Genomic DNA, 21,264 nt, shown 5'->3' with positions numbered 1-21,264 from the left:
TGGTTGGGAAGGGTCAGCCCGCCAGCCCGGCCAGCAGGAAGATCAGCGCGGCGATGGCGAAGCCCATCACGCCGATCAGGGTTTCCATGACGGTCCAGGTCTTCAGCGTGGTCTTGACGTCCATGCCGAAGAACCGGCCCACCAGCCAGAAGCCGGAGTCGTTCACGTGGGACACCACCACGGAGCCGGCGGCGACGGCCAGGACCATGGCAGCCACCTGCATGCCGTTCAGCCCGGCCGCTGCCACTGCGGGGGCGATGAGGCCCGCGGTGGTGGTGAGGGCAACCGTAGCCGAACCCTGGGCAATGCGGAGGATGGAGGAGATCAGGAAGCCTGCCAGGATCAGCGGGATGCCCAGGTTGCCCAGGACGTCGGCGAGTGCCTGGCCGATGCCGGAGGTGCGGAGCACGCCGCCGAACATGCCGCCGGCGCCGGTGATCAGGATGACGGAGCAGACCGGGCCGAGGGAGGACTCGAGCAGCTTCTCCAGGGCACCGGCGTCCTTGCCGCGCTTGGCGCCGAGCACAAACAGGGCAACCAGGACAGCGATCAGCAGGGCAACCGGGGTTTCGCCGAGGGTACGCAGCACCTGGTACCACTGCTCGTCCTTGACTCCCTCAGGCAGAACGCCGGAGGTAGCGAGGGTGTTCAGGCCGGTGTTCATGAAGATCAGTACCAGCGGCAGGAGCAGCAGGCCCACGATGGTGCGGAAGCGCGGCGGGTGGGATTCGGCCTCTGCGGAGGCGTGGCCCAGGATTTCGGGCACGGGCAGGACCAGCTTCTTGCCGGTGTACAGGCCGTACAGGTAGGCCGTGACGTACCAGGTGGGGATGGCCACGATGAGGCCGGCGATGGTCACCAGGCCGATGTTGGCATCGAAGAACGCGGAGGCGGAGACGGGGCCCGGGTGCGGCGGCAGGAAGATGTGCATCACGGAGAAGGCGCCGGCCGCGGGCAGGCCGTAGCGGAGCACTCCACCGCCCAGGCGGTGTGCGACAGCGAAGACGACCGGCAGCATGACCACCAGGCCGGCGTCGAAGAAGATGGGGAAGCCGAAGATCAGCGAGGCGAGGCCCAGTGCGAACGGGGCGCGCTTTTCACCGAACACGCCGATGAGGTAGTCGGCCAGCACCTTGGCGCCGCCGCTGGTTTCCACGATCCGGCCGAGCATGGCGCCCAGGCCCACGAGGAGCGCCACGGTGCCAAGTGTGGTGCCGAAGCCGTTGATCAGCACCGGGACCACCTGGTTGGCCGGGATGCCGGTGGCGAAGGCGGTGGCGAGGCTGATCAGGATCAGGGCGATCAGGGCGTGCACGCGCAGCTTGATGATCAGGAACAGCAGCGCGAGGATCGCGGCTGCGGCGATGAGCAGCAGGGGACCTGCTCCCAGCGTCTGGGTCCATCCTTCGATGGTCATGGTTCTCCTTTGAAACAGAACTTTTGTGTTGGGGTTGGGTTTGGGGCGTTAGGAGGCGCAGGGCGCCTGTCCGGAGGGAAGCTTCAGTGCCTGCACGACGGCGGCAACCAGCTCCTCCGGCGAGCGGGAGATATCGAGGCGGAGGCTGCCGGCGTCGAGCTCTTCCTGGCTGAGCGCCTCGAGCGTGGCGAGCTGGCTGGGCAGCAGCGTGGGCGGCATGAAGTGGCCTTCCCGGCCCTGCATGCGCTGGCTGATCAGGTCCGCGCCGCCGTCGAGATGGAGGAAGAGGACCCGGCCCTCGGCTTCGGACAGCAGGTTTCGGTAGCTCTTCTTGAGCGCCGAGCAGGTCAGGACCGTGCTGCAGCCGGCTTGGGCCTGCGCGGTCATCCAGTCGCGGATCTCGCGCAGCCACGGCCAGCGGTCCTCGTCCTGCAACGGGATGCCCTGCGTCATCTTGGCGATGTTGGCCTGGGGGTGGAATTCGTCCGCCTCGGCGCAGGCCCAGCCCAACTGCTTGGACAGGGCTGCTGCGAGGGTGGATTTGCCGGATCCGGCAACGCCCATCACCACGAGGTGCGTGGGTGGATACTGCATGGTCATACCTCCGGAGAAGACGTCGTTGGCTTTCGAAGAAGCTCGCTGCGTGCCCGTGATGAAGTGGGCTACGCCATAAGGTATCACCTTTTTGATCGATAGGTACTATCTTTCCGTGTCACAAGTCATACCTTTTCAGCATTCTTGGCTATCCTGAGGTTGCGCTCCGGCGCGGGAAGGCGGAAAACAATGTCGACGGCGACAGTACAGGACGCGGATGACGCGAACGACGGCGGGGCCTCCCCCGCGATGCATGAGCGTGTCCTGGAGGCGGTCGGCATAGCCATCGCCTCCGCCAGGCTGACCCCCGGCAGCCGGCTGACCCTTGAGGGGCTGCAGCAGGAATACGGCATTTCCCGCACGGTTGCCCGGGACACCATGAAGGTCCTGGAATCCATGAACCTGGTTTACTCGCGCCGCCGGGTGGGCATCGTGGTGCAGGAGCCTGATCTTTGGAATGTCTACGATCCCAAGCTGGTGCGGTGGCGCCTTGCCTCCGATCGGCGTGCCGAACAGTACAGCAGCCTAACCGAGCTGCGCATCGCCGTCGAACCCATCGCCGCTGCCGGGGCCGCCCGCCGGGCGAGCGCGGCGGAGCGTGCCCAGCTCGTTGCCCTGGGTGCCGAGCTGCGCAGGCTGGGCGAGGCGGGCGACCTGCAGGCATTCCTTGCCGCGGACATCAAGTTCCACCAGCTGCTGCTCAGGAGCTGCGGCAACGAGATGTTCCGGGCACTGGAGGACATGGTGGCGGAGGTGCTGACCAGCCGCACCAGGCAGGGGCTGATGCCGTTCAAGCCGCGGAATGAAGCACTGCAGGCCCACGAGGATGTGGCGGCTGCGGTGGCGCGCGGGGACACCGTAGTGGCAGAACGGGCCATGCACCACATCCTGGACGAAGTGCGCGAGGCGATGGGGCTGCACTAGGCAACAGGAAGGCCCGTCTGGCCTCTTTCCGGTTGTCCCGATCCTGAGTAGCCTGCTAGTAGGGCCCATGCAAGCGGCCCTGCCGTGCAGGAACAGCTGTGAGGTGCACAATGGCCATCACCGGACAGTCACGTACAGGATCAGTAACGGCGCCTGCCGTCGTTCCGCGGAGCAAGGGCCGCGTGGTGGTCAACTGGATCACCACCACGGACCACAAAACCATCGGGTTCCTGTACCTGATCACGTCGTTCGTGTTCTTCTGCCTGGCGGGTGTGATGGCGCTGCTGATCCGGGCGGAGCTCTTCGAACCCGGGATGCAGATCCTGCAGACCAAGGAACAGTACAACCAGCTGTTCACCATGCACGGCATCGTGATGCTCCTGATGTTCGCCACGCCCCTGTTTGCCGGGTTCGCGAACTTCATCATGCCGCTGCAGATCGGCGCCCCGGACGTGGCGTTCCCGCGGCTCAACGCGCTCGCATACTGGTTCTTCCTGTTCGGTTCCACCATCGCCGTGTCCGGCTTCATCACCCCGCAGGGCGCCGCGTCCTTCGGCTGGTTCGCCTACACACCGCTGTCCAACACCACGTTCAGCCCGGGACTGGGCGGGGACCTGTGGGTCTTCGGGCTGACCCTCTCCGGCTTCGGCACCATCCTGGGCGCCGTCAACTTCATCACCACCATCATCTGCATGCGCGCCCCCGGCATGACCATGTGGCGGATGCCGATCTTCACCTGGAACACCTTGATCACCTCCGTGCTGGTGATCATGGCGTTCCCGCCCCTGGCGGCAGCCCTGTTCGCGCTCGGCGCGGACCGCCGCTTCGGCGCCCACATCTACAATCCGGAGAACGGCGGGCCCATCCTGTGGCAGCACCTGTTCTGGTTCTTCGGCCATCCCGAGGTCTACATCATCGCGCTGCCGTTCTTCGGCATCGTGTCCGAGATCTTCCCGGTCTTCAGCCGCAAGCCGATCTTCGGCTACAAGGGGCTGGTGTATGCCACGATTTCCATCGCCGCGCTGTCCATGACCGTGTGGGCGCACCACATGTACGTCACCGGTTCGGTCCTGCTGCCGTTCTTTGCGTTCATGACCATGCTGATCGCGGTGCCCACCGGGGTGAAGTTCTTCAACTGGATCGGCACCATGTGGCGCGGCTCGCTGACGTTCGAAACGCCCATGCTGTGGAGCATCGGCTTCATGATCACGTTCCTGTTCGGCGGCCTGACCGGCATCATCCTGGCCTCCCCGCCGCTGGACTTCCACGTCTCCGACTCCTACTTCGTGGTGGCCCACTTCCATTACGTGGTGTTCGGCACCGTGGTGTTCGCGATGTTCGCCGGGTTCTACTTCTGGTGGCCGAAGTTCACGGGCAGGATGCTGAACGAGCGCCTGGGCAAGATCCACTTCTGGATGCTCTTCCTGGGCTTCCACGGCACCTTCCTCATCCAGCACTGGCTGGGCGTTGAGGGCATGCCCCGCCGCTACGCCGACTACCTGGTGGAGGACAACTTCACCTGGATGAACCAGTTCTCCACCATTTCATCGATGCTGCTGGGTGCCTCGCTGATTCCGTTCTTCTGGAACGTCTTCATCACGTCCCGCAGCACCCGCAAGGTTGCGGTGGATGATCCCTGGGGCTTCGGGGCCTCGCTCGAGTGGGCCACGTCCTGCCCGCCGCCGCGGCACAACTTCACGTCGCTGCCGCGCATCCGTTCGGAGCGTCCTGCCCTGGACTTGCACCACCCGGAAATCCGCGTCCGCGAGCATGAGACCACGCACAGCCCCGCAGCCGCCGCCCTGGGTGCGGCCGACATCGGCGAGAAGGATGTCCGCAGTCCAAACCCCGACGAATAGCTGAAAGCTATCTTGGGAGCAGCAGACCCTCGGGAACATGCTGCCCGGCCAACTCCCGGGCCTGCAGGGCGAACTTCAGGCCGCCGTCGGTGACGAGTGCCCGGTCGAAGTAGTTCTTCTTTGGACCCATGAGCTGCAGACACTTGAGGTTCCAGCGGACCGTCCGGTCGATTTCGATAGCCCATTCCGCCGGTATCGGATGACCGGACCGGGTGACCATGCCTGCCGCTTCCAGTTCGCTGCGGATCACGTCAACCCGCTCGGTCAGCGGCGGTGCGATGCCGCTGATGAGCCAGTCCAGATAGAGCCGGGTGGTCAGGTATACGGCAGGGTGTTCCGGGAGCGCGATGGTCTCCACCATGTAGTCCCAAAGCTCGTCCGGGCGGCCGATGTAGTGGCGCCCGCGCGGCGCCAGGAGCAGCCGGCCCTTCCGTTTTTGCAGCAGCTTCCAGTCAAGCATGTGCTGCCGCAGTTCGAGGATGGGCGGGGTCTGGCTCTCACGGTTGCCTTTGCCGACGATCCTGCTGTCCCACCCCAGCTCTTCCAGAGCCTGTCGGACCACAGCAGGCTTCAGGTAGCCGTCTTTGGTCAGCTCCAGCCCGTCGCCGGAGGCAGCGTGCAGGAACCACAAGATGGGGCCCAGCACCGTGCTGCGATCCTGATCCGTTAGTGGCTGTGGCCACCATTGCAGGCTCAGCATCCGGAGCCGGCGGCTGATGGCCTCCGGGTCCAGAGCCGTGGGATCGAAGGGCCCAAATTCGCCTGTCACTTGAAAAGTCCAGGACCGTGCCTCGGAATGCTCCGGATGGTGCTCGTCCGCCAAGGCCTCCACCAACTGCCTGTAGCCGAACGGTCCGCCAGAGTCCTCCACGGGGCCACGGTTGGCCCCATCCACGAACCGTAGCTCGGCCGGATTAAGCTTGCCGCTGCCCACCAGCTCCACATGGTGTGTCCAGTTGTCGCCGAAGTCGTAGTCATAGTCGAAGGCCGTGCCCGGCTTTGCCGGGTCCAGGAGCTCGGAAAGTACGACGCGGGATGGGGCCTCTGCGCGCAAACCGTCCTGGCCGTCGTCGGGATCGGTGATTGTCCGCTTCCTGCCGGTTCTGTCCGTGGTCTGGATGCCGTATAGGTGGCGGTTTTCCCAGCCGAAGGCGGCTTGGACGACCAGGTGGAATTGCTCCAGTGTCAGCGCTTCAGGAACCAGCAGCCGCCGCCAGATGAGCGGTTCGGTATTTTCGATGCTGATCCGCAGGTTGAGGGCCGGAACGGTTTCGGTGCTGTCCATGCTGGCCATTCTGTCAGGAGGATGGGATGAAGGAAGAAGCAGCACAGCTGGGTTAACAAAAGCAGGGCCTGCCATGACGGCAAGCCCTGCTTCGAGAAACCTAACGGTCCCGGAACTCTAGGAAATTAGAGAGCCTGGATGTTGGTGGCCTGGGGACCCTTGGGGCCCTGCTCGGTGTCGAAGGAAACCTTCTGGTTCTCTTCGAGGGAGCGGAAGCCGTTGGAGTTGATCGCGGAGTAGTGCGCGAAAACGTCCTGCGAGGAGTCGTCCGGGGAGATGAAGCCGAAGCCCTTTTCAGCGTTAAACCATTTGACGGTGCCAGTAGCCATTATTTTTGTCCTTCGTGAAGGTGGAGGGAAAGTCCCGACTTTCGGGCCCTCCGGTGTGGGGTGTTCAAAACCGCTACTTCAGAAGAACGCGGACTTTCGACCGCGCGTACTGCCTGAACTACCAAATGCAAACACAACAACAGGCTCAACACTACAGGACTTTTCAGATTTGCCTAGCCAAGTACGTCACAGGGCACCGGCAGGACCCCTCGACCAGCCCGGCGAATGGGCATAGTCTGCACTCACATCGAGCAGCACTCTTTGAACGGGGGAACCAGCCATGGAGATGCCCAAAGCAAGCGAAGAAGACAAGGAACGCTTCCGGTCGGTGGTGCCGGACCATCCCGGCGTCGTGGTGAAGCCGATGTTCGGCAACCTGGGCGCCTTCGTCAACGGCAACATGTTTGCCGGGCTCTTCGGCCCCACCATCGGCGTGAAGCTCTCGGACGAGGACCGGGTGTTGCTGGAATCCTCTGAGCGCACTGTCCCGTTCGGCCCGGCAGACCGCCCGATGGCCGGCTACTCCGGGCTTCCCGAGGTGTGGAACGAGGAGGGCGACGGCGACGACGCCCGGGCCAAGGCCTGGGTCACCAAGGCGTACGAATTCGTGTCCACGCTCCCGGCAAAGGAACCCAAGGCCCGCGCCCCGAAAGCCGCCAGGAAGTAGCCGGGCAGCCGCGTCTCATGCCCCCTTGTTTACTGCCGGCTGCGGCGTAGGGTTTTCCCATGCAACCGATTCGGGCCATCCTGCTACCCGGTGCCATCCTGCCCGCAGACCTGGCCTACACGGCCCTCATCGAGGCCCTCGGGCCCGATGTGCAGGCGGACGCCAAAGACCTCGAGCTCTACACGGGCGATGCACCGCCAGCGGACTGGACCCTGGACACCGAGGTTGCTGGTGTCCTGCGCGAGGCGGACGCGCGGGGCTGGGACACGTTCCATCTGGCGGGCTACTCAGGGGGCGGCTCCGTAGCACTGGCGGTGGCCGCCAAACACCCCGAAAGGCTGCAGAGCCTGGCCCTGCTCGAGCCGGCCTGGGCGGGGAACTGGGACTGGAGTCCGGCCTACGCTGAGCACCGGAAGGGGTACAGGCAGTTGGAATCCCTCCCTCCCGAGCAGTTCCTGCCCGCCTTCATGCGGCTGGGAGTGAGGCCCGACGTCGTCCTTCCGCCCCCGAAGCCCGGTCCCCAGCCGCCGTGGATGGCCAAGCGTCCCGCGGGCATCAAAGCGTTCCTCAGGAACTTCGACAATTACGACCTGGACAGGTCACGGCTGGCCGCCTTCAGCCACCCGGTCTTCTTTGCCCTCGGCGGCCTGAGCCATCCGGATGACTACGGTGACATGGCGGCCAGGCTTGCCCGGGTCTTCTTCCCGGACTTCCACCTTGAGGTCTTCCCCCGGCGCCACCACTTCGACCCGCCGCACCGGATAGAGCCGCAGCGGCTCGCCGACGGGCTCCGGCGGCACTGGGAATTGGCCGAGGCGGAAACCGGTGGACGGCAGGTGGCCGAGGAATCCCGGACCGGGTAAGTCGCGGCCCCACCGGCATGCCAGCCAGCGGGAATCCAAGGGTCAGCCGGCGCTGGGTCCCTGGATGTTGTGCTGCCTGTCGTGACGGGCGAAGTAGGCGTAAACGATCAGGGTGATCCCGGCGAGGATCATGACCGCGGGGACGGCGAAGTCCAGGGGGATGAGCACCGCCATGGACTGCAGCGCGAAAATCACTCCCAGCACTGCAAGGACGGCAGCCGGAATCAGGGGCCACTTCATGCGCTCCACGCGGTCGGCAGTCCGGACCGGGACGAGGGACAGCGCCCCGAAAGTGGCCGCCAGCCCCAAAAACAGGACGGCCGCGACGGGCGTACCCTGCAGCTGCTGCGGGATCGTCACGATCAGTGCCAGTGTCAACATGACCCCGCACGGGATCAGGGCCCACCAATTGCCGCGTTCCCGAAGGTAGACGGCGGCGAAGCCCCCGCCCATGAAGAGGAACAGGAAGGCGCCCGCCGCGCTGTTCCCGGTGAACTGCGTGGCGGTGGCCACGGCGGCCAGGCCCAGGAAGACCGAGCCGGGGATGGCCGCCCACCAGTTTTCCCGGCGTCGGGCGAACAGGGACAGGAACAACACCCCTGCGCCGGCGAAGACCAGCGGCGCCAGGAGGGCGGCACTCTCCACCACGCCCAGCCGGTCAAGGAGCCACAGCACACCCACCGCCATCAGGACGATGCCTCCGACGATGCTTGTGTTTGCCGATTTCACCCTGTGCCTCCCGGAGTCCGGCAGGCGGCCGTGCGCCGCCCTTCTTCTTTCAGGCTAGGGGCGGCGCCGGAACCTGAAGTAGGGTCCAAAGCCCCCGTCTTCGTCGGCCGGCCGCTGCTGAACTGCGACGCACCGGTGGTGTCAGCCGGGCGGCCCAGGGCTCGTGGCGGTACCCAGGATGTGGGTCAGGGGCGGGTTCAGCTGCTGCACCACAAACCTAAACCGCTCGTTGTCCTGGACCGTGAAACCTGCTGCGTTGATGGCCTGCATCGTGTCCCGGTTGAGGTGGCACCCGCCCATGAAACGCCGCCAGACGGGCGTGATCAGGTCTTCCACTGCTGCAAGGAAAGGGCGGTCGGAACGGACGTGCTCGTAGTAGGCAAGAGTTCCGCCGGGCCGCAGGACGCGCCGGATTTCCGCGAGAACGGCGGCCTGGTCCTCGACACTGCACAGGACGAGGCTCGCAGCCACGGCGTCGGCGCTTCCGCTTTCGGCCGGGATATGCTCCGCTGCAGCCGAGACCACAGTCACGGGGACACTGGCATTGGCAGCCTGTTCCAGTGCCAGGCTCCTCAGGTAGTCGTCGGGTTCCAGCGCCAAAACGTGGGTGACAGCGGGCGGGTAGAGCGCAAAAGAGGATCCAGTCCCCGCACCGATTTCGATGACTGAACCGTGCAGGCCTGCCAGCATGCGCCGGCGGTGCTCAGTTGCCCCGCGGCGGTCCATCCCTTCCACCCCCCGTGCGAATGCACGCGCAAAGCAGGGGTGCTGAAAGCGGCGCATCCCAGGTTCCATGACCATTCCTTTCCTGGTTGCCCACCATTATTCGCCTGGGGTGGGCCAAATGGACTCCCCCGGCGCTTTGTGAGAAGCTTCACAGGTTTTGTGTGGTGCGCGCCACGACATCCACCGGCGGCGCAGAAGCACCACCCGCATCTGACACGCTCTTTATGGAGGGAACCCACACTTATGAGCGATGCCTTATCAGCCATCAATAACGTGATCTGGAGCGACTGGCTCGTCTATCTCTGCCTTGCCACCGGAGTCTACTTCTCCATCCGGACACGCTTCCTTCAGGTCCGCCACGTCAAGGGCATGTTCCAGCAGCTCCTCCACGGTGAGAAGTCCGCCTCGGGCGTCTCCTCGTTCCAGGCCCTGGCCATGTCCCTGTCCGGACGCGTCGGCACCGGCAACGTCGCCGGCGTCGCCACCGCCATTGCCTTCGGCGGACCGGGCGCCCTGTTCTGGATGTGGGCCGTCGCCTTCCTGGGCGCGTCCACGTCGTTCGTCGAATCAACCCTCGGCCAGATGTACAAGACCCGCGACCCGCTGACCGGCGAGTACCGCGGCGGCCCGGCCTACTACTTCTCCCGCGCCTTCGCCCACACCAAGGGCGCCGGCTTCTTCAAGGTCTACGGCTACGTCTTCGCCGCCGTGACTGTCCTTGCCTGCGGCGTCCTGATGCCGGGCGTCCAGACCAACTCCATGGCCACCGCCATCAGCGGCGCCTGGACCATCCCGTCGTGGGTCGTGGCCGTCGGCTCCGTCATCCTCCTGGCACTTGTCGTCATGGGCGGCGTAAAGCGCATCGCCAGCGTGGCATCGTTCGTGGTGCCGTTCATGGCCGCCGGCTACATCCTGCTCGCCCTGATCGTCGTCGTCATCAACGCCGCCCAGCTGCCGGAAATCCTCTCGCTGGTGTTCCGCAGCGCCTTCGGCATGGACTCCGCCCTCGGCGCCATCATCGGCCTGGCCGTCATGTGGGGCGTCAAGCGCGGCGTCTACTCGAACGAGGCCGGCCAGGGCACGGGCCCGCACGCGGCCGCTGCCGCCGAAGTCTCGCACCCGGCAAAGCAGGGCCTGGTCCAGGCCTTCGCGGTGTACATCGACACACTGTTTGTCTGCTCGGCCACCGGCTTCCTGATCCTCTCCACCGGCGCCTACCGCGTCTTCTCCGGCGGCAGCGAAGACGGCGAGGTCCTTGCCGAGGGCGGGCTGCTCTCGGCGAGCGCCGTCGTCGGGCCGCAATATGTCCAGGCCGGCTTCGACTCCGTCTTCCCCGGCGTCGGTGCCGCGTTCATCGCGATCACGCTGGTCTTCTTCTGCCTGACCACTGTCATCGCCTACTACTACATGGCCGAGACCAACCTGCGCTTCCTCCTGGGCAGCTCGTCGGCCAAGATGATTCCGGGCCTGCGGACCAGCCTCGGCCGCGCGACCACCGTCGCGTTGCAGGTGGCCATCCTCGTTGCCTCCGCCTACGGCTGCGTGAACACGGCCGCCGACGCGTGGGTGATGGGCGATATCGGCGTCGGGCTCATGGCCTGGCTGAACATCGTCGGCATCCTGGTCCTGCAGAAGCCCGCCTTCAAGGCGCTCAAGGACTTTGAGCGGCAGCAGAAGCTCGGCCTCGACCCCGTCTTCGACCCGCGGCCCCTCGGCATCACCGGGGCCACCTTCTGGGAGTCCTACAAGACGGCCGAGCGCGAGAAGGAATCCGCGCGCAGCTAGCGCACACCCCAGATGCAGCAGGCCGTGTGCCGCGCCCATGCGCGGTGCACGGCCTGCTGCGTTAATGGCGGCTGCTCCAGAACTGGCTTGTCCAACAAACGCGTAGCACTTGTTAGGCTGGAATCCCCGGATTCACCATGAAAAGCGAGGCAAACGTGCACCAGGACGCCGCCCGGTTCCTGTCCCAGCCGGTGGCAGCCCAGCCCGGCTCGCCCCTCCGCGTTGCCGTCTACTCGCGCATCGCCGAAGCCATCCGCAACGGCCTCCTCACGCCCGGCTCCATGATCCCCACCGAAACCGAACTCGGCACCGACATGAAGGTCAGCCGCACGGTTGTCCGCGAAGCCCTCATGCTCCTCGAGGAGGACGGCCTGATCAGGGCACGGCGCGGCGTCGGACGCTTCGTCTCGGACACCCTCCCCCGCATCGGCATCGAACGGATCCGCCCGTTCGAGGAGGTCCTGGGCAGCCCCGGCCAGCAGATCGAGGTCAAACGCGTCCAGGTGGTCCGGCAGGAGGCCTCCGAGTTCGTCGCCCCCGGCATCGGCGTCGAGCCCGGCACCGAATGCTGGCTCTGGGAATCCGTCCTCCTCCGCGACGGCGAAGCCATCGCCCATCTGCAGGAAAACGTCACCGCCCAGCCGGTCAGCCTCGGCAGGGGCCCGGCCGCACCCCTCGAGATAGAGGACGACGGCGGCGCGACCCTGCTTGCCGCGCTCACCGCCCAGCTGGGCCGGGTTCCGGGCCCGGGCGAGTGCCAGATCAGCCTCAGCCAGGTGGGTCCCAGTCGCGCCAAGCTGCTGGACCTCCGCGGCTCGGACCCGGTCCTGGTCCTCACCCAGTACGTCCGCCAGAACAACCGGCCCTTCTACCTGGCCAAATGCCTGATCGCCGCCCGGGCAGGGCATCTGTCCATCATGCAGTCGTTCCCGTCCTAAGAGACTGCCGATGAACGGCAACAAGACCCATCGGCGCCAGCACGGCTCGCGTCGGCTGCTCTTAAGCATTTTTCTGCTCGTAGGGCTCGCGACACTGCTGGCTGTCTTCGGCCCCGCCATACTCAGTGGATTGCGCACCGGGGACGGCTCTCTGCTCTGGCGGCCGGAGTGCGTCGTCGACACGCCGGAGGGGGAAGTGGGGCTGAGCCGGGACCAAGCGAAGCTGGCCACAACTGCGGTGGCACTCCAGGCCCGGGGAGTTGCGGCGCCGGACACCTCCGGCATCGACTCGGCGGTGCTGCAGCGGCTGGCCGACGGTCCTTCCGGCGGTGCCGGCCCTTCCCTGGCCTGCCGGGGCTCGGCCGCCAGGGACCTGCCGGTAGAAGACATCGGCGCCACCGGCCTGACACCCCGCGCCGAGCAGTTGCGCGGAGCATTGACCGAAGCGTTCGGCAACCAAAGCCTGGGCGGGTTCGCCCCGGGCGGTGTTGACCAGGGCCACGGGGCGGACTCCACGCACTACGACGGCCGCGCCATCGACGTCTTCTTCCGCCCGGTGACTGAGGAGAACCGCCGTCAGGGGTGGATCCTGGCTCACTGGCTCGTCGCCCACGCCGAGGACCTGGACATCCAGTACGTGATCCTCGACGACCGGTTTTGGAGCGCACACAGCTCCCGGGCGCAGTGGCGGGACTACGACGCACCTGAACCCGGTAACGAGATCCTTCGCCATCTCGACCATGTGCATGTGGATGTGCTGGGCGGAAGTCCCGGCTAAGGGAGCTGGCCCTCCCCTCCACATCACTCGAGGTTTAGACCGGCGCAACCACCAGGGATCCGGCAGACTCAACCATCGAAAAGTGCCCAAGCAGCGTCTCCACAAGGTGCGGCGCGAAGTCCTGTTCCAGCGACAGCACCACGCGGCACCGTGCACCCCGCACCTCCGGGTAGCCGGCGTACAGCCCGCGCATGTCGCAGACCGTCTGCCCGCGGGAGGGTCCGGTGGAGGTGTCGACGGCGGCACGCACCACCGGCGCCACCGCCGCCTGCACAGCGCCGACGGCGAGCGCCGCGGCCAGCGGATCGTGCATCGCCGAGCAGGGCCGGCCGTAGATGCCCTCGTAGAAGCGGAAGTAGTAGCCCAGCATCTCCCCCAGCGCCCGCGGCACGGGCGCGGATGAGGCCAGCAGCTCCTGCCGGTGGTGATCCTCGAGGACGGACCCCATGGTCACGTCCAGCGGCACCAGCGTGATGTCCCAGTCTGCGGCGAGCACCAGGGCGGCGGCCTCGGGATCGTTCCAGATATTGGCCTCGGCAACGGGCGTGATGTTGCCGGGCGCCAGCGCGGCCCCGCCCATCACCGTCACAGAGTGCACCAGGGAAGGCAGCGCGGGCTCCAGCCGCAGGGCCTCGGCGATGTTGGTCAGTGGGCCGATGGCAAGCACGCGCAGCGTCCCGGGATACGTCCGGGCCAGCCGCACCAGCATCTCCGCCGCGGACTCGGAAGCCAGCGGAGCAGGCGAGGCGGCCAGCGAAACCTCCCCGATGCCGTTCTCCCCGTGCACCCACGGCGCCCCTCCCCCGAAGGAGCCGGCCAGCGGATCATGCGCACCAAGGGCAACGGGAATGTCCGCGGCGCCGGCGAGCTGGAGCAGGTCCAGGGTGTTGCGGGCCCCGACGGCGGCACTGACGTTGCCGCTGACAGCCCCGATCCCCACCAGGTCGGCGGCGGGGGCGGCGAGCAGGTAGGCGAGGGCGAGGGCATCGTCGATCCCGGTGTCGCAGTCCAGGTAGAACGGGGCAGTGGCAGTCATGGGTCTTCTTTCAGGTTCGGTGAAGGGAATGAGGGATCAGACGGTCTCGCCCTTGGGGGCGGCAACGAAGAGGCTGACGATGAATGCGGCGGCCGTGATGCCCACCGAGATCCAGAGGGCGGTGGCGTACCCGGCGGACGTGGACAGGGCGGCGAAGGGTGCCACAAGCACGACGCCGAGACTCGCCCCGATGCCGAAGGAGGCACCGTTGATGCCGGGCAGCGCGGCCGGGGCTTCCTTGGGCGAAAGCAGCACCGAGAGCCCGTTGATGGCGGTGAGGAAGAAACCGTTGTAAAAGATGCCGAGGGCCGCGACGGCCACGAGCACCGCCACCTGGCTCTCCGAGAACGCGGCCGCGGCGATGGCGCAGGCAAGGCTCAGTCCGGTTCCGGCGCGCAGGGTTTTGATCCAGCCGCGGCGGTCGGCCAGCCAGCCGGCGAGCGGCGCGGCGAACACGCCGATCAGCGCGGCGGGGGTGAGGAACAGCAGGGCCGAGACGGACGCCGAAAGCCCGAAGCCGCCGTCGGGATCCTGGCTGAGCAGCACCACGGTGAAGTTGATGATCGCGAAGATGCCGGCAAGCGTCAGGACGGTGGTGGCGATGACCGGCCACACCTGGCGGGAGCGGAGGTGGTGGACGGCGATCAGCGGGTGGCTGCGCCGCTTTTCGATGAACCAGAACGCGGCGAAGGACGCGATGGTGGCGGCCAGCAGCGCCAGGGTGCCGGGCGCGGTCCAGCCCGCGGCGGATCCGCCGGAGACGAAGTACGTGGTGAATACGAGGAACAGCGAGAGCGAGCCGGCGCCCCACCAGTCCATGGCGCCGCGGATGCCGCTCGGACGCCCGGCCGGAACGATGCGGATGATGCAGGCGGCGGCGATAGCGGTCAGGACCAGGACGACGACGAAGATGGACCGGAAGCCGAGCGTCTCGGCCATGAGCCCGCCCACGTAGCCGTCCACGCCGCCCACTCCCCCGTTGATGGCAGCGATGATGCCCACCGACGTGCCGAACACCTTCGCCTGCAGGTTCTCGCTGAGGACGATGTAGGCCAAGGCGAAGACCGCGCTGGAGACGCCCTGCAGGAACCGGCCGGTGATGAGCAGTTCCAGCGTGGGCGCGGTGATGCAGAGGATGGTGCCGGCGCCCATGATGCCGAGGACCAGCAGCAGGGCGGCGCGGCGGCCGATGAAGTCGCTCCACCGGCCGATCACCGGCCCGGCGATGGCGCCGGCCAGGAAGAACATGGACTGGACCGGGGCCGCGGCGTCGGCGTTCCGGCCGAAGCTGGCCGCGATCTGCGGCAGCGCGGGGGTGACCATGCTGGCGTTGAGCTGGAAGGACAGCACACCGAGCAGCAGGGTGGAGATCAGCAGGGCGGCACGCCGGCCGGAGAATTTGGCGTCGCCGTCGGGAAGGACGACGGCGGAGGCGGCGTCCGCGGGAGGTGCGGCCGCCGGGGCTGGGGTGTTCACATCAAACTCCTTTGTTCGAGCAGGGGTTCTTGCATCTTGGTTTGGCAAGATTCGAGTTGTTATACAACCATGTATGACCAACAAGTACAACCCATGCCGTACACTGAATTTTGTTCCTGCCGCTCCCGGCACCCCTCCGAAAGAGACTTTCCATGAGCAATCGACTTCCTGCCGTCACCGTGGTCGGCAGCATCAACCTGGACCTGATCGCCACCGCAGAGAGGCTTCCCACCGCCGGTGAAACCATCGGCGGCGGCTTACTCTCCGAGCAGCCCGGAGGCAAGGGCGCCAACCAGGCCGCAGCCGTGGCGCGGCTCGGCGGCACCACCCGCATGGTGGGCGCCGTGGGCAAGGACGCCCAGGGCCAGCGGATGCTGGACGCCTTGGCGGGTGCCGGCGTCGACACCGCCGATGTTGCCGTCCTGTCCGAAGCGACCGGCACCGCGCTGATCGTCGTGGACAGCGACGGCGAAAACCAGATTGTGGTGTGCCCGGGTGCCAACTCGCACCTCTCGGTGGATGCCGTGGAGTTCGGCCCGGACGAGACGGTGCTGTGCCAGCTGGAGGTGGGCCTGCCCGTGGTGCTGGAGGCGGCCCGAAAGGCGCAGGGTGTCTTTGTGCTGAACGCGGCACCGGCCATGGACCTGCCGGCGGAACTGCTGGAGCGCTGCGACCTGGTGATCGTCAACGAGAGCGAGTACGCCCTGATTCCCGCCCTCGCCGGCGCGAAGCTGGTGGCGGTGACGTACGGCGGCGAGGGGTCCGCCATGTTTGAGCGCGGCCGGAAGGTTGCCGAGGCTCCAGCAGCCGCCGCGACTGTGGTGAACACCGTTGGCGCGGGCGACGCGTTCTGCGCAGCCCTGGTGCTGGCGCTCGGATCCGGGCTGGACTACGCGGCGGCGCTTGCCGTTGCCAACGCCGTGGGTGCGGACGCCGTGGGCGACCCGTCGTCCCAGCCGGCGCTGGCCCCGCTGGCCGCGTACGTGGCGCGGGTTTCGCCGGCGGACGTGGCCGGACAATGAGCCTGACGTTCCGGCCGGCGGCCCCGGCGGATTACGACCACGTCCGGCGGGTCACGCGGGACGCCTACCTTTCCGCCGGGCACTTCGCGGCCGACCACCCGTATATGGGCGTACTCGAGGACGTGGAACACCGGGCCGAGCATGCCGAAGTGTGGGTGGCCGAGAAATCCGATGCTGTGGTCGCAGCGGTGACGCTGACCTTCGCCGGCCAGCCCTATAGCGAGATCGCGGTGGACGGCGAGCTGGAGTTCCGCATGCTCGCCGTGGACCCTGCGATCCAAGGCGGCGGAGTAGGGCGGGCTGTGGTGCGCCGCGTCATCGAGCATGCCCGGTCATTGCCGGAGATCGGCGCCATCAGCATTACCAGCGCCACGTTCATGGAGCGCGCCCACGCCCTGTACGAGTCCCTGGGTTTCCGCCGTGTCCCGGAGCGGGACTGGTACGTGCCGGGCGAAGACGTGCTGCTGTGGGTGTTCCGGCTGGAGTTCTAGAGCCCTCCCGGTGGTTGAGCCTGTCGAAACCGACCCGGTCGCTGCCCGGATTCCCGCCCCAAAGCGGGGGTTCAGAAGATAAAATAGGCCATGGTTGTGCTCTTCTCAGCTATGGGTATCCTGCTTTGGGTCGGCTTCCTTCTCGCCCTTGCGGTTCTCTTCGGAGTCATCTGGGTCGTCGGCCACACGATCATCGGGATTGTGTCCCTCGTCGGCCTTGCGACCCGCCCGAAGGCGGTTGCCGGCCCAAACCGCAACGTCCGGCCAGCACCCAGGCCGGTTGCTCCCCCACGGAACGCCACGCCGGCCCGCAAACTGCCGGCGCCAAAACCACCCGCGCCGCAACCGGCGGCCCCTGAACTCACGCCGGACATCATGCCCAAGTGGAACGCGGCGCACCGGCGCTATGTGGACTGGGACCTGGCCGACTGGCAGGAGAAGTTCGACGCGCTGAACCGCCGCAGGCTATAGGCCCCACCGCCGCAGGCTGTAGGGCCTCGTCGGCCAGCCTTGCCACGCTGTTCACCGGCCATTCACGTCCTTCTCGGAACCTGTCCAACCGGCCTTCCTACGGTCGGAGGCATGGACAACATTTCCCGCAGATCCCTCATTTCCGCCGGCCTCGGGGCAGGCCTGGTCGCCGCCCTGCCGGGTGCCGCCGTCGCGGTTTCCACCGCTGACGACGCCGGACTCCGCACCGACCCGTTCATGCTCGGCATCGCCTCGGGCGAGCCGTGGCCGGACGGCTTCGTGATCTGGACGCGCCTGGCGCTGGACCCGCTGGCCGAGGACGGGCTGGGCGGCATGCCATCGCGGCAGGTCCCCGTCGCGTGGGAAGTAGCCGAAGACCGGAACATGCGCACCGTGGTGGCCCGCGGCGTCGAGCAGGCCCGGATCGAAACCGGGCACTCGGTCCACGTCGAGCTCAAGGGCCTCAAGCCCGGCCGCGAATACTTTTACCGGTTCCGCAGCGGCCGCCACATCAGCGAGGTGGGCCGCACCCTCACCAGCCCCGCGCCGCACGAAACGCCAGCCGCGCTGGCGATGGCCTTCGCCAGCTGCTCCCAGTACGAGCACGGCTACTTCACCGCCTACACCCGCCTGGCCGAGGACCACCCGGACCTGGTGCTGCACCTGGGCGACTACCTCTACGAGTATAAGAAGGACAGCTACGTGATCGGCGGCGGCAACCCGCGCGACCACCAGGGCCCCGAAACGGTCACGCTGGCCGGTTACCGGCAGCGGCACGCCCAGTACAAATCCGACGCCGACCTGCAGGCAGCGCACGCGATCGCACCGTGGCTGGTGGTCTGGGATGACCACGAGGTGGACAACAACTGGGCGGACGAGGTCCCGGAAAACACGGACGCGGGCCAGATGAATGACACCACCGAGCGTTTCCGGCAGCGCCGTGCCGCCGCGTTCCAGGCCTATTACGAGAACATGCCGCTGCGCAGGTCTTCGGTGCCGGCCGGGTTCGACATGAAGATCTACCGGAGCATCCAGTGGGGCCAGCTGGCCAACTTCCACATGATGGACACCCGGCAGTACCGCGACGACCAGCTCGCCGGCGACGGCTGGAAGAAGAACGTGGCCGAGCGCCTCGCCGAGGACCGCAGCATCACCGGCGCCGAACAGGAAAAGTGGCTGCTGGACGGGTTCCGGAACTCCACCCAGCGCTGGGACATCCTGGGCCAGCAGGTGTTCTTCGCCGAACGGGACCGCAACGCCGCCCCCGAGATCGACGACGTCTCCATGGACGGCTGGGACGGGTACGCCGCCTCCCGCCGCCGCATCACCCAGGGCTGGATCGACGCGAACGTGCGCAACGCCGTCGTCCTTACCGGCGACGTGCACCGCAACTGGGCCTGCGACCTCAAGGTGGACTACAAGGACCCGGCCTCCCCCGTAGTCGGCTCGGAGCTGGTCTGCACCTCCATCACCTCCACCGGCAACGGCACCGGCTCCACCACGGACCCGGTCATGGCCTGGAACCCGCACCTGAAGTTCTTCAACGACAACCGCGGCTACGTGAACACGAAGATCACCAGGGACGCGATGACCGCCGACTTCCGGGTGCTGGACTACGTCACGACGCCGGGCGCCCCCGTATCCACGAAGGCCTCTTTCCGGATCCAGGACGGCGTGCCCGGCCTGGCGGCACAGGGGTAACCACCGGGAACGTGACGTACGACGGCGGGGCGCCGGCTTACCTGCCGCGCCCCGCCGTCGTCGTGCCGCTGGTTGTCCTGCTAGTTGTCCGGCTCGGGCGCCGGGCGAGTCCCCTCGTCCGTGCCCTCCCCCGTTGTCGGGACGAAGTTCCAGTCGAAGGACCCGTCGGTCCGGAGTGTCAGCCGGAGGAAACCGTGGGTGTCGCTGAACCGCTTTTCGATGTACTGCGGGCTGCTGGTGAAGGGGCGGAGTTCGATGCCGCCCGTGGACACCTGGAACGCCGTGATCCCGTCATCATCGCACCGGTCCCGGTTGTTCACGGCACAGGACCGTTCGTAGTTGTGCTGCGACCCGGACAGGGTCAGGCGGACCCGGTGCTTCCACATCACGTCGATCCAGGGCTTGTGGTCCTCGGCCCGCTCATGCGCCTCCGTCTCCGAGGTGAAGTAGGGCTCGTGGTGCACCACGGCCAGGTGCTTGCCCGCTTCCTTCGCGGCAGCGAGGTCCCTGTCCAGCCACCTCGTCAGCGCCCGGGCCTCCCGGGGGTTGTACCGCCACTGCCCGGACGGCAGGAAGGCGAAGTGCCAGTTCCCGAAGTCCTTCGAGTACGCCTTCCCGTTGCCGATGAACCCCAGTTCCTGGTTGATGGCGGCTTTCGCCGTGGACCCCGGGCACTGGCCGTTCATGAAGTTGTCCAGGTCCTCGTTCCGGCCCGGTTCCCAGTCATGGTTGGGGCCAGCCACCCAGTACAGCTTGCTCATCGTGCCGCCCCACAGCGGTGTCCAGTAGTCCACCAGGTCCTCACAGTAGGCGGTGTCGTACTGGAAGTCCCCGAGCCCCAGGAACGCGTCGATCTCGTTGTTCTCCACCAGTTCGGTGATCGCCGCGGCGTTCCGGCCTGACGGGCTCTCCGGGTCGATGTTCTCCTCACCGTTCATGTCACCCACCGCAGCGATGCGGACATCTACCGGTGCGGTAGTTGGCGGGGGCGGGTCAGGATCGCCGGTGCACCCCGAAAGGGTGATTGCCAGAAGCACTGCGGCCGCGGCCGCACTCCGGAAGCGTCTGCCGCGGGGAAGTGCTGACCGCATCCGTTACCCTCCGAAAAGCCGGACTAACTGCCGTCTACGCCGGCACTCTGATCCTCGTAAGCTCCGGACAGGCTGTCAAGCATGGGCAAGAATGCGTGACTTTTGTGGCCAAAGCGTTGCTGTCGCCGGAGTTGGCGCGGACCGGGTGGGTAGGCCCGGCGAAAAGTTACGCAAACGGGGCATGGCCACGGCGGGCGGCCGGCTTTGCGGCGTCACATCCGCCCTTTCGCTCAGGTCAGCGGGCCAAGCCGAGAAAGACCGCGAGTGACTGCTCAACCGAAACCATGGTTTCGGAATCAATCCGGCCGATGCGCTGCCCGAGATTGGTGCGGCGGACTGTGGTGAGCATGTCCACCATGATCTGGCTGGTGCGTTCCAGCCCCGTCAGAGGACTGGGGTTTACCGTCAGTCAGAGCAGTGGGGCATCCGTCAGGAACGAGGTCAGCGGGAGGAGCGTCACCGACTCTGAGGCGGCAAAAAGGTCGTCCTGGATGATGAGGGCCGGGCGCGGTTTCTGTGCGTAAGTTCCGCCGGACACGGTCCACAGCTCACCACGGTTCACTCCGGCCAGTCTTCCGATATCTGTTCGATGAAGTCCTGGTCGTCCCCGGCGCGGTCTGACGCCGCGACCGCCCGCGCCTGGCGCTGCGCCTCGCGCTTGAACTCCTCCGTGCGCGCGTCAGGAACCCACATCTGAATTTGCCGGAAACCCCGCTGCTTCATGGCGATGCGGTGGCGGGCAACGCGATCCCTTGCGCTCATATGTCAATGGTTGCATGTAACGCTTGAGGGACGGCGGGGAAGAAGCAGAACCTGCGAGAGGGTGGGGGGAAAACCGACAAAAGGTGCGAGAGCGTTGTGATTGGACGGCGGTAGGCGGGCACTCCCGGGTAGTGCCCACGAGGTCCGCCTTGTTAAGATGGCCGCGTTCACGGCGCTGGTTTTCCTCACCAGGGGCTTGCGCTGCGGAACAGGCTCCGGGCTCAGCCGGAGCCGCTGGGGGGAATAGACAGAGGACGTGGCCGGGGGGAAGTTTCTGCCGGCCCGGCCAGGCACATCCTGCGTATCCGTGCGCGCCTGTT

Annotated in this window: 21 protein-coding genes and 1 pseudogene; 11 read left to right on the top strand and 11 right to left on the bottom strand. The window is 66.7% G+C overall.

Translation table 11 applies throughout. From position 1 onward, the window contains the following. Positions 1 to 13: 13 nt before the first annotated feature. Both ACJJV6_RS13580 and ACJJV6_RS13575 read right to left on the bottom strand, forming a co-directional pair. Complete coding sequence (locus ACJJV6_RS13580) at positions 14 to 1,417, bottom strand: GntP family permease (RefSeq protein WP_009372934.1); 1,404 nt, start codon at positions 1,415 to 1,417, stop codon at positions 14 to 16. 48 nt (positions 1,418 to 1,465) lie between these two features. Beyond that, on the bottom strand, positions 1,466 to 2,011 hold the full coding sequence (locus tag ACJJV6_RS13575) for a gluconokinase (protein ID WP_035752688.1): 546 nt from the start codon (positions 2,009 to 2,011) through the stop codon (positions 1,466 to 1,468). A gap of 189 nt (positions 2,012 to 2,200) precedes the next feature. Here ACJJV6_RS13575 and ACJJV6_RS13570 point away from each other — a divergent pair, with 189 nt between their 5' ends. Both ACJJV6_RS13570 and ctaD read left to right on the top strand, forming a co-directional pair. Further along, entirely contained in the window at positions 2,201 to 2,935 is a 735-nt protein-coding gene (locus ACJJV6_RS13570; protein ID WP_407709200.1) for a FadR/GntR family transcriptional regulator, read from the top strand. Positions 2,936 to 3,045: 110 nt separating this feature from the next. After that, the gene (ctaD, locus tag ACJJV6_RS13565) at positions 3,046 to 4,794 is read left to right on the top strand and encodes a cytochrome c oxidase subunit I (RefSeq protein ID WP_009372932.1); all 1,749 of its coding nucleotides are present in this window, start codon (positions 3,046 to 3,048) and stop codon (positions 4,792 to 4,794) included. 7 nt (positions 4,795 to 4,801) lie between these two features. Here ctaD and ACJJV6_RS13560 read toward each other — a convergent pair whose 3' ends face one another. Together ACJJV6_RS13560 and ACJJV6_RS13555 are read right to left on the bottom strand one after the other, a co-directional pair. After that, on the bottom strand, positions 4,802 to 6,079 hold the full coding sequence (locus ACJJV6_RS13560; RefSeq protein WP_407709199.1) for a plasmid pRiA4b ORF-3 family protein: 1,278 nt from the start codon (positions 6,077 to 6,079) through the stop codon (positions 4,802 to 4,804). A gap of 125 nt (positions 6,080 to 6,204) precedes the next feature. Beyond that, complete coding sequence (locus tag ACJJV6_RS13555) at positions 6,205 to 6,408, bottom strand: cold-shock protein (protein ID WP_009372930.1); 204 nt, start codon at positions 6,406 to 6,408, stop codon at positions 6,205 to 6,207. Between the two features lie 280 nt (positions 6,409 to 6,688). On the opposite strand from ACJJV6_RS13555, the gene ACJJV6_RS13550 reads away from it, so the two are divergent. Further along, positions 6,689 to 7,075, top strand: coding sequence for a TfoX/Sxy family protein (locus ACJJV6_RS13550; RefSeq protein WP_407709198.1), 387 nt, complete (start codon positions 6,689 to 6,691; stop codon positions 7,073 to 7,075). 59 nt (positions 7,076 to 7,134) lie between these two features. Then, entirely contained in the window at positions 7,135 to 7,938 is an 804-nt protein-coding gene (locus tag ACJJV6_RS13545) for an alpha/beta fold hydrolase (protein WP_407709197.1), read from the top strand. Positions 7,939 to 7,980: 42 nt separating this feature from the next. Here the strand turns inward: ACJJV6_RS13545 and ACJJV6_RS13540 are convergent, their stop codons facing one another. Together ACJJV6_RS13540 and ACJJV6_RS13535 are read right to left on the bottom strand one after the other, a co-directional pair. Further along, positions 7,981 to 8,667: a hypothetical protein gene (locus ACJJV6_RS13540; protein WP_407709196.1), complete on the bottom strand. Its 687-nt coding sequence runs from the start codon at positions 8,665 to 8,667 to the stop codon at positions 7,981 to 7,983. Positions 8,668 to 8,808: 141 nt separating this feature from the next. Next, on the bottom strand, positions 8,809 to 9,393 hold the full coding sequence (locus ACJJV6_RS13535) for a class I SAM-dependent methyltransferase (protein ID WP_407709195.1): 585 nt from the start codon (positions 9,391 to 9,393) through the stop codon (positions 8,809 to 8,811). 243 nt (positions 9,394 to 9,636) lie between these two features. On the opposite strand from ACJJV6_RS13535, the gene ACJJV6_RS13530 reads away from it, so the two are divergent. The 3 genes from ACJJV6_RS13530 (at position 9,637) to ACJJV6_RS13520 (ending at position 12,894) form a co-directional block, all read left to right on the top strand. Further along, a complete protein-coding gene (locus ACJJV6_RS13530; RefSeq protein ID WP_407709194.1) occupies positions 9,637 to 11,178 on the top strand; it encodes an alanine/glycine:cation symporter family protein in 1,542 nt (513 codons plus the stop codon). Between the two features lie 137 nt (positions 11,179 to 11,315). Then, complete coding sequence (locus ACJJV6_RS13525) at positions 11,316 to 12,116, top strand: GntR family transcriptional regulator (protein WP_407709193.1); 801 nt, start codon at positions 11,316 to 11,318, stop codon at positions 12,114 to 12,116. Between the two features lie 130 nt (positions 12,117 to 12,246). Next, positions 12,247 to 12,894 (top strand): hypothetical protein, encoded by a 648-nt coding sequence (locus ACJJV6_RS13520; RefSeq protein ID WP_407709192.1) that lies wholly within the window; start codon positions 12,247 to 12,249, stop codon positions 12,892 to 12,894. Between the two features lie 34 nt (positions 12,895 to 12,928). On the opposite strand, the gene ACJJV6_RS13515 is transcribed toward ACJJV6_RS13520, so the two are convergent. Both ACJJV6_RS13515 and ACJJV6_RS13510 read right to left on the bottom strand, forming a co-directional pair. Beyond that, the gene (locus ACJJV6_RS13515) at positions 12,929 to 13,930 is read right to left on the bottom strand and encodes a nucleoside hydrolase (protein WP_009372923.1); all 1,002 of its coding nucleotides are present in this window, start codon (positions 13,928 to 13,930) and stop codon (positions 12,929 to 12,931) included. Positions 13,931 to 13,966: 36 nt separating this feature from the next. Next, positions 13,967 to 15,406: an MFS transporter gene (locus tag ACJJV6_RS13510; RefSeq protein ID WP_407709191.1), complete on the bottom strand. Its 1,440-nt coding sequence runs from the start codon at positions 15,404 to 15,406 to the stop codon at positions 13,967 to 13,969. Positions 15,407 to 15,558: 152 nt separating this feature from the next. Between ACJJV6_RS13510 and ACJJV6_RS13505 the strand changes: the two genes are divergently transcribed. The 4 genes from ACJJV6_RS13505 (at position 15,559) to ACJJV6_RS13490 (ending at position 19,091) form a co-directional block, all read left to right on the top strand. Then, positions 15,559 to 16,428, top strand: coding sequence for a ribokinase (locus ACJJV6_RS13505; RefSeq protein ID WP_407709190.1), 870 nt, complete (start codon positions 15,559 to 15,561; stop codon positions 16,426 to 16,428). After that, the gene (locus tag ACJJV6_RS13500) at positions 16,425 to 16,919 is read left to right on the top strand and encodes a GNAT family N-acetyltransferase (RefSeq protein ID WP_407709189.1); all 495 of its coding nucleotides are present in this window, start codon (positions 16,425 to 16,427) and stop codon (positions 16,917 to 16,919) included. Before ACJJV6_RS13505 ends, ACJJV6_RS13500 begins: the two co-directional genes overlap by 4 nt. 111 nt (positions 16,920 to 17,030) lie before the next feature. Beyond that, positions 17,031 to 17,390, top strand: coding sequence for a hypothetical protein (locus tag ACJJV6_RS13495; protein ID WP_407709188.1), 360 nt, complete (start codon positions 17,031 to 17,033; stop codon positions 17,388 to 17,390). A gap of 111 nt (positions 17,391 to 17,501) precedes the next feature. Then, positions 17,502 to 19,091: an alkaline phosphatase D family protein gene (locus tag ACJJV6_RS13490; protein ID WP_407709187.1), complete on the top strand. Its 1,590-nt coding sequence runs from the start codon at positions 17,502 to 17,504 to the stop codon at positions 19,089 to 19,091. An 80-nt stretch (positions 19,092 to 19,171) separates the two neighbouring features. Here the strand turns inward: ACJJV6_RS13490 and ACJJV6_RS13485 are convergent, their stop codons facing one another. From ACJJV6_RS13485 to ACJJV6_RS13475, 3 genes and pseudogenes are all read right to left on the bottom strand, one after another. Further along, on the bottom strand, positions 19,172 to 20,038 hold the full coding sequence (locus ACJJV6_RS13485) for a metallophosphoesterase family protein (protein ID WP_407709186.1): 867 nt from the start codon (positions 20,036 to 20,038) through the stop codon (positions 19,172 to 19,174). A 379-nt stretch (positions 20,039 to 20,417) separates the two neighbouring features. Further along, positions 20,418 to 20,744: pseudogene (locus ACJJV6_RS13480) on the bottom strand (type II toxin-antitoxin system PemK/MazF family toxin). Beyond that, the gene (locus ACJJV6_RS13475; RefSeq protein ID WP_407709185.1) at positions 20,741 to 20,944 is read right to left on the bottom strand and encodes an antitoxin MazE-like protein; all 204 of its coding nucleotides are present in this window, start codon (positions 20,942 to 20,944) and stop codon (positions 20,741 to 20,743) included. Before ACJJV6_RS13475 ends, ACJJV6_RS13480 begins: the two are co-directional and overlap by 4 nt. Between the last annotated feature and the right edge of the window lie 320 nt (positions 20,945 to 21,264).

Source organism: Arthrobacter nitrophenolicus (assembly GCF_045833485.1).
Classification (GTDB): domain Bacteria; phylum Actinomycetota; class Actinomycetes; order Actinomycetales; family Micrococcaceae; genus Arthrobacter; species Arthrobacter nitrophenolicus.
Note: the sequence above shows the minus strand (reverse complement) of the source record. Positions and strands in the feature narration are given on the sequence as shown.

Bases quoted from the DNA above. Each gene is read 5' to 3' on its own strand.
- ACJJV6_RS13580 (WP_009372934.1), bottom strand. From the start codon at position 1,417: ATGACCATCGAAGGATGGACCCAGACGCTGGGAGCAGGTCCCCTGCTG.
- ACJJV6_RS13575 (WP_035752688.1), bottom strand. From the start codon at position 2,011: ATGCAGTATCCACCCACGCACCTCGTGGTGATGGGCGTTGCCGGATCC.
- ACJJV6_RS13570 (WP_407709200.1), top strand. From the start codon at position 2,201: ATGTCGACGGCGACAGTACAGGACGCGGATGACGCGAACGACGGCGGG.
- ctaD (WP_009372932.1), top strand. From the start codon at position 3,046: ATGGCCATCACCGGACAGTCACGTACAGGATCAGTAACGGCGCCTGCC.
- ACJJV6_RS13560 (WP_407709199.1), bottom strand. From the start codon at position 6,079: ATGGACAGCACCGAAACCGTTCCGGCCCTCAACCTGCGGATCAGCATC.
- ACJJV6_RS13555 (WP_009372930.1), bottom strand. From the start codon at position 6,408: ATGGCTACTGGCACCGTCAAATGGTTTAACGCTGAAAAGGGCTTCGGC.
- ACJJV6_RS13550 (WP_407709198.1), top strand. From the start codon at position 6,689: ATGGAGATGCCCAAAGCAAGCGAAGAAGACAAGGAACGCTTCCGGTCG.
- ACJJV6_RS13545 (WP_407709197.1), top strand. From the start codon at position 7,135: ATGCAACCGATTCGGGCCATCCTGCTACCCGGTGCCATCCTGCCCGCA.
- ACJJV6_RS13535 (WP_407709195.1), bottom strand. From the start codon at position 9,393: ATGGACCGCCGCGGGGCAACTGAGCACCGCCGGCGCATGCTGGCAGGC.
- ACJJV6_RS13530 (WP_407709194.1), top strand. From the start codon at position 9,637: ATGAGCGATGCCTTATCAGCCATCAATAACGTGATCTGGAGCGACTGG.
- ACJJV6_RS13525 (WP_407709193.1), top strand. From the start codon at position 11,316: ATGAAAAGCGAGGCAAACGTGCACCAGGACGCCGCCCGGTTCCTGTCC.
- ACJJV6_RS13515 (WP_009372923.1), bottom strand. From the start codon at position 13,930: ATGACTGCCACTGCCCCGTTCTACCTGGACTGCGACACCGGGATCGAC.
- ACJJV6_RS13505 (WP_407709190.1), top strand. From the start codon at position 15,559: ATGAGCAATCGACTTCCTGCCGTCACCGTGGTCGGCAGCATCAACCTG.
- ACJJV6_RS13500 (WP_407709189.1), top strand. From the start codon at position 16,425: ATGAGCCTGACGTTCCGGCCGGCGGCCCCGGCGGATTACGACCACGTC.
- ACJJV6_RS13495 (WP_407709188.1), top strand. From the start codon at position 17,031: ATGGGTATCCTGCTTTGGGTCGGCTTCCTTCTCGCCCTTGCGGTTCTC.
- ACJJV6_RS13490 (WP_407709187.1), top strand. From the start codon at position 17,502: ATGGACAACATTTCCCGCAGATCCCTCATTTCCGCCGGCCTCGGGGCA.
- ACJJV6_RS13475 (WP_407709185.1), bottom strand. From the start codon at position 20,944: ATGAGCGCAAGGGATCGCGTTGCCCGCCACCGCATCGCCATGAAGCAG.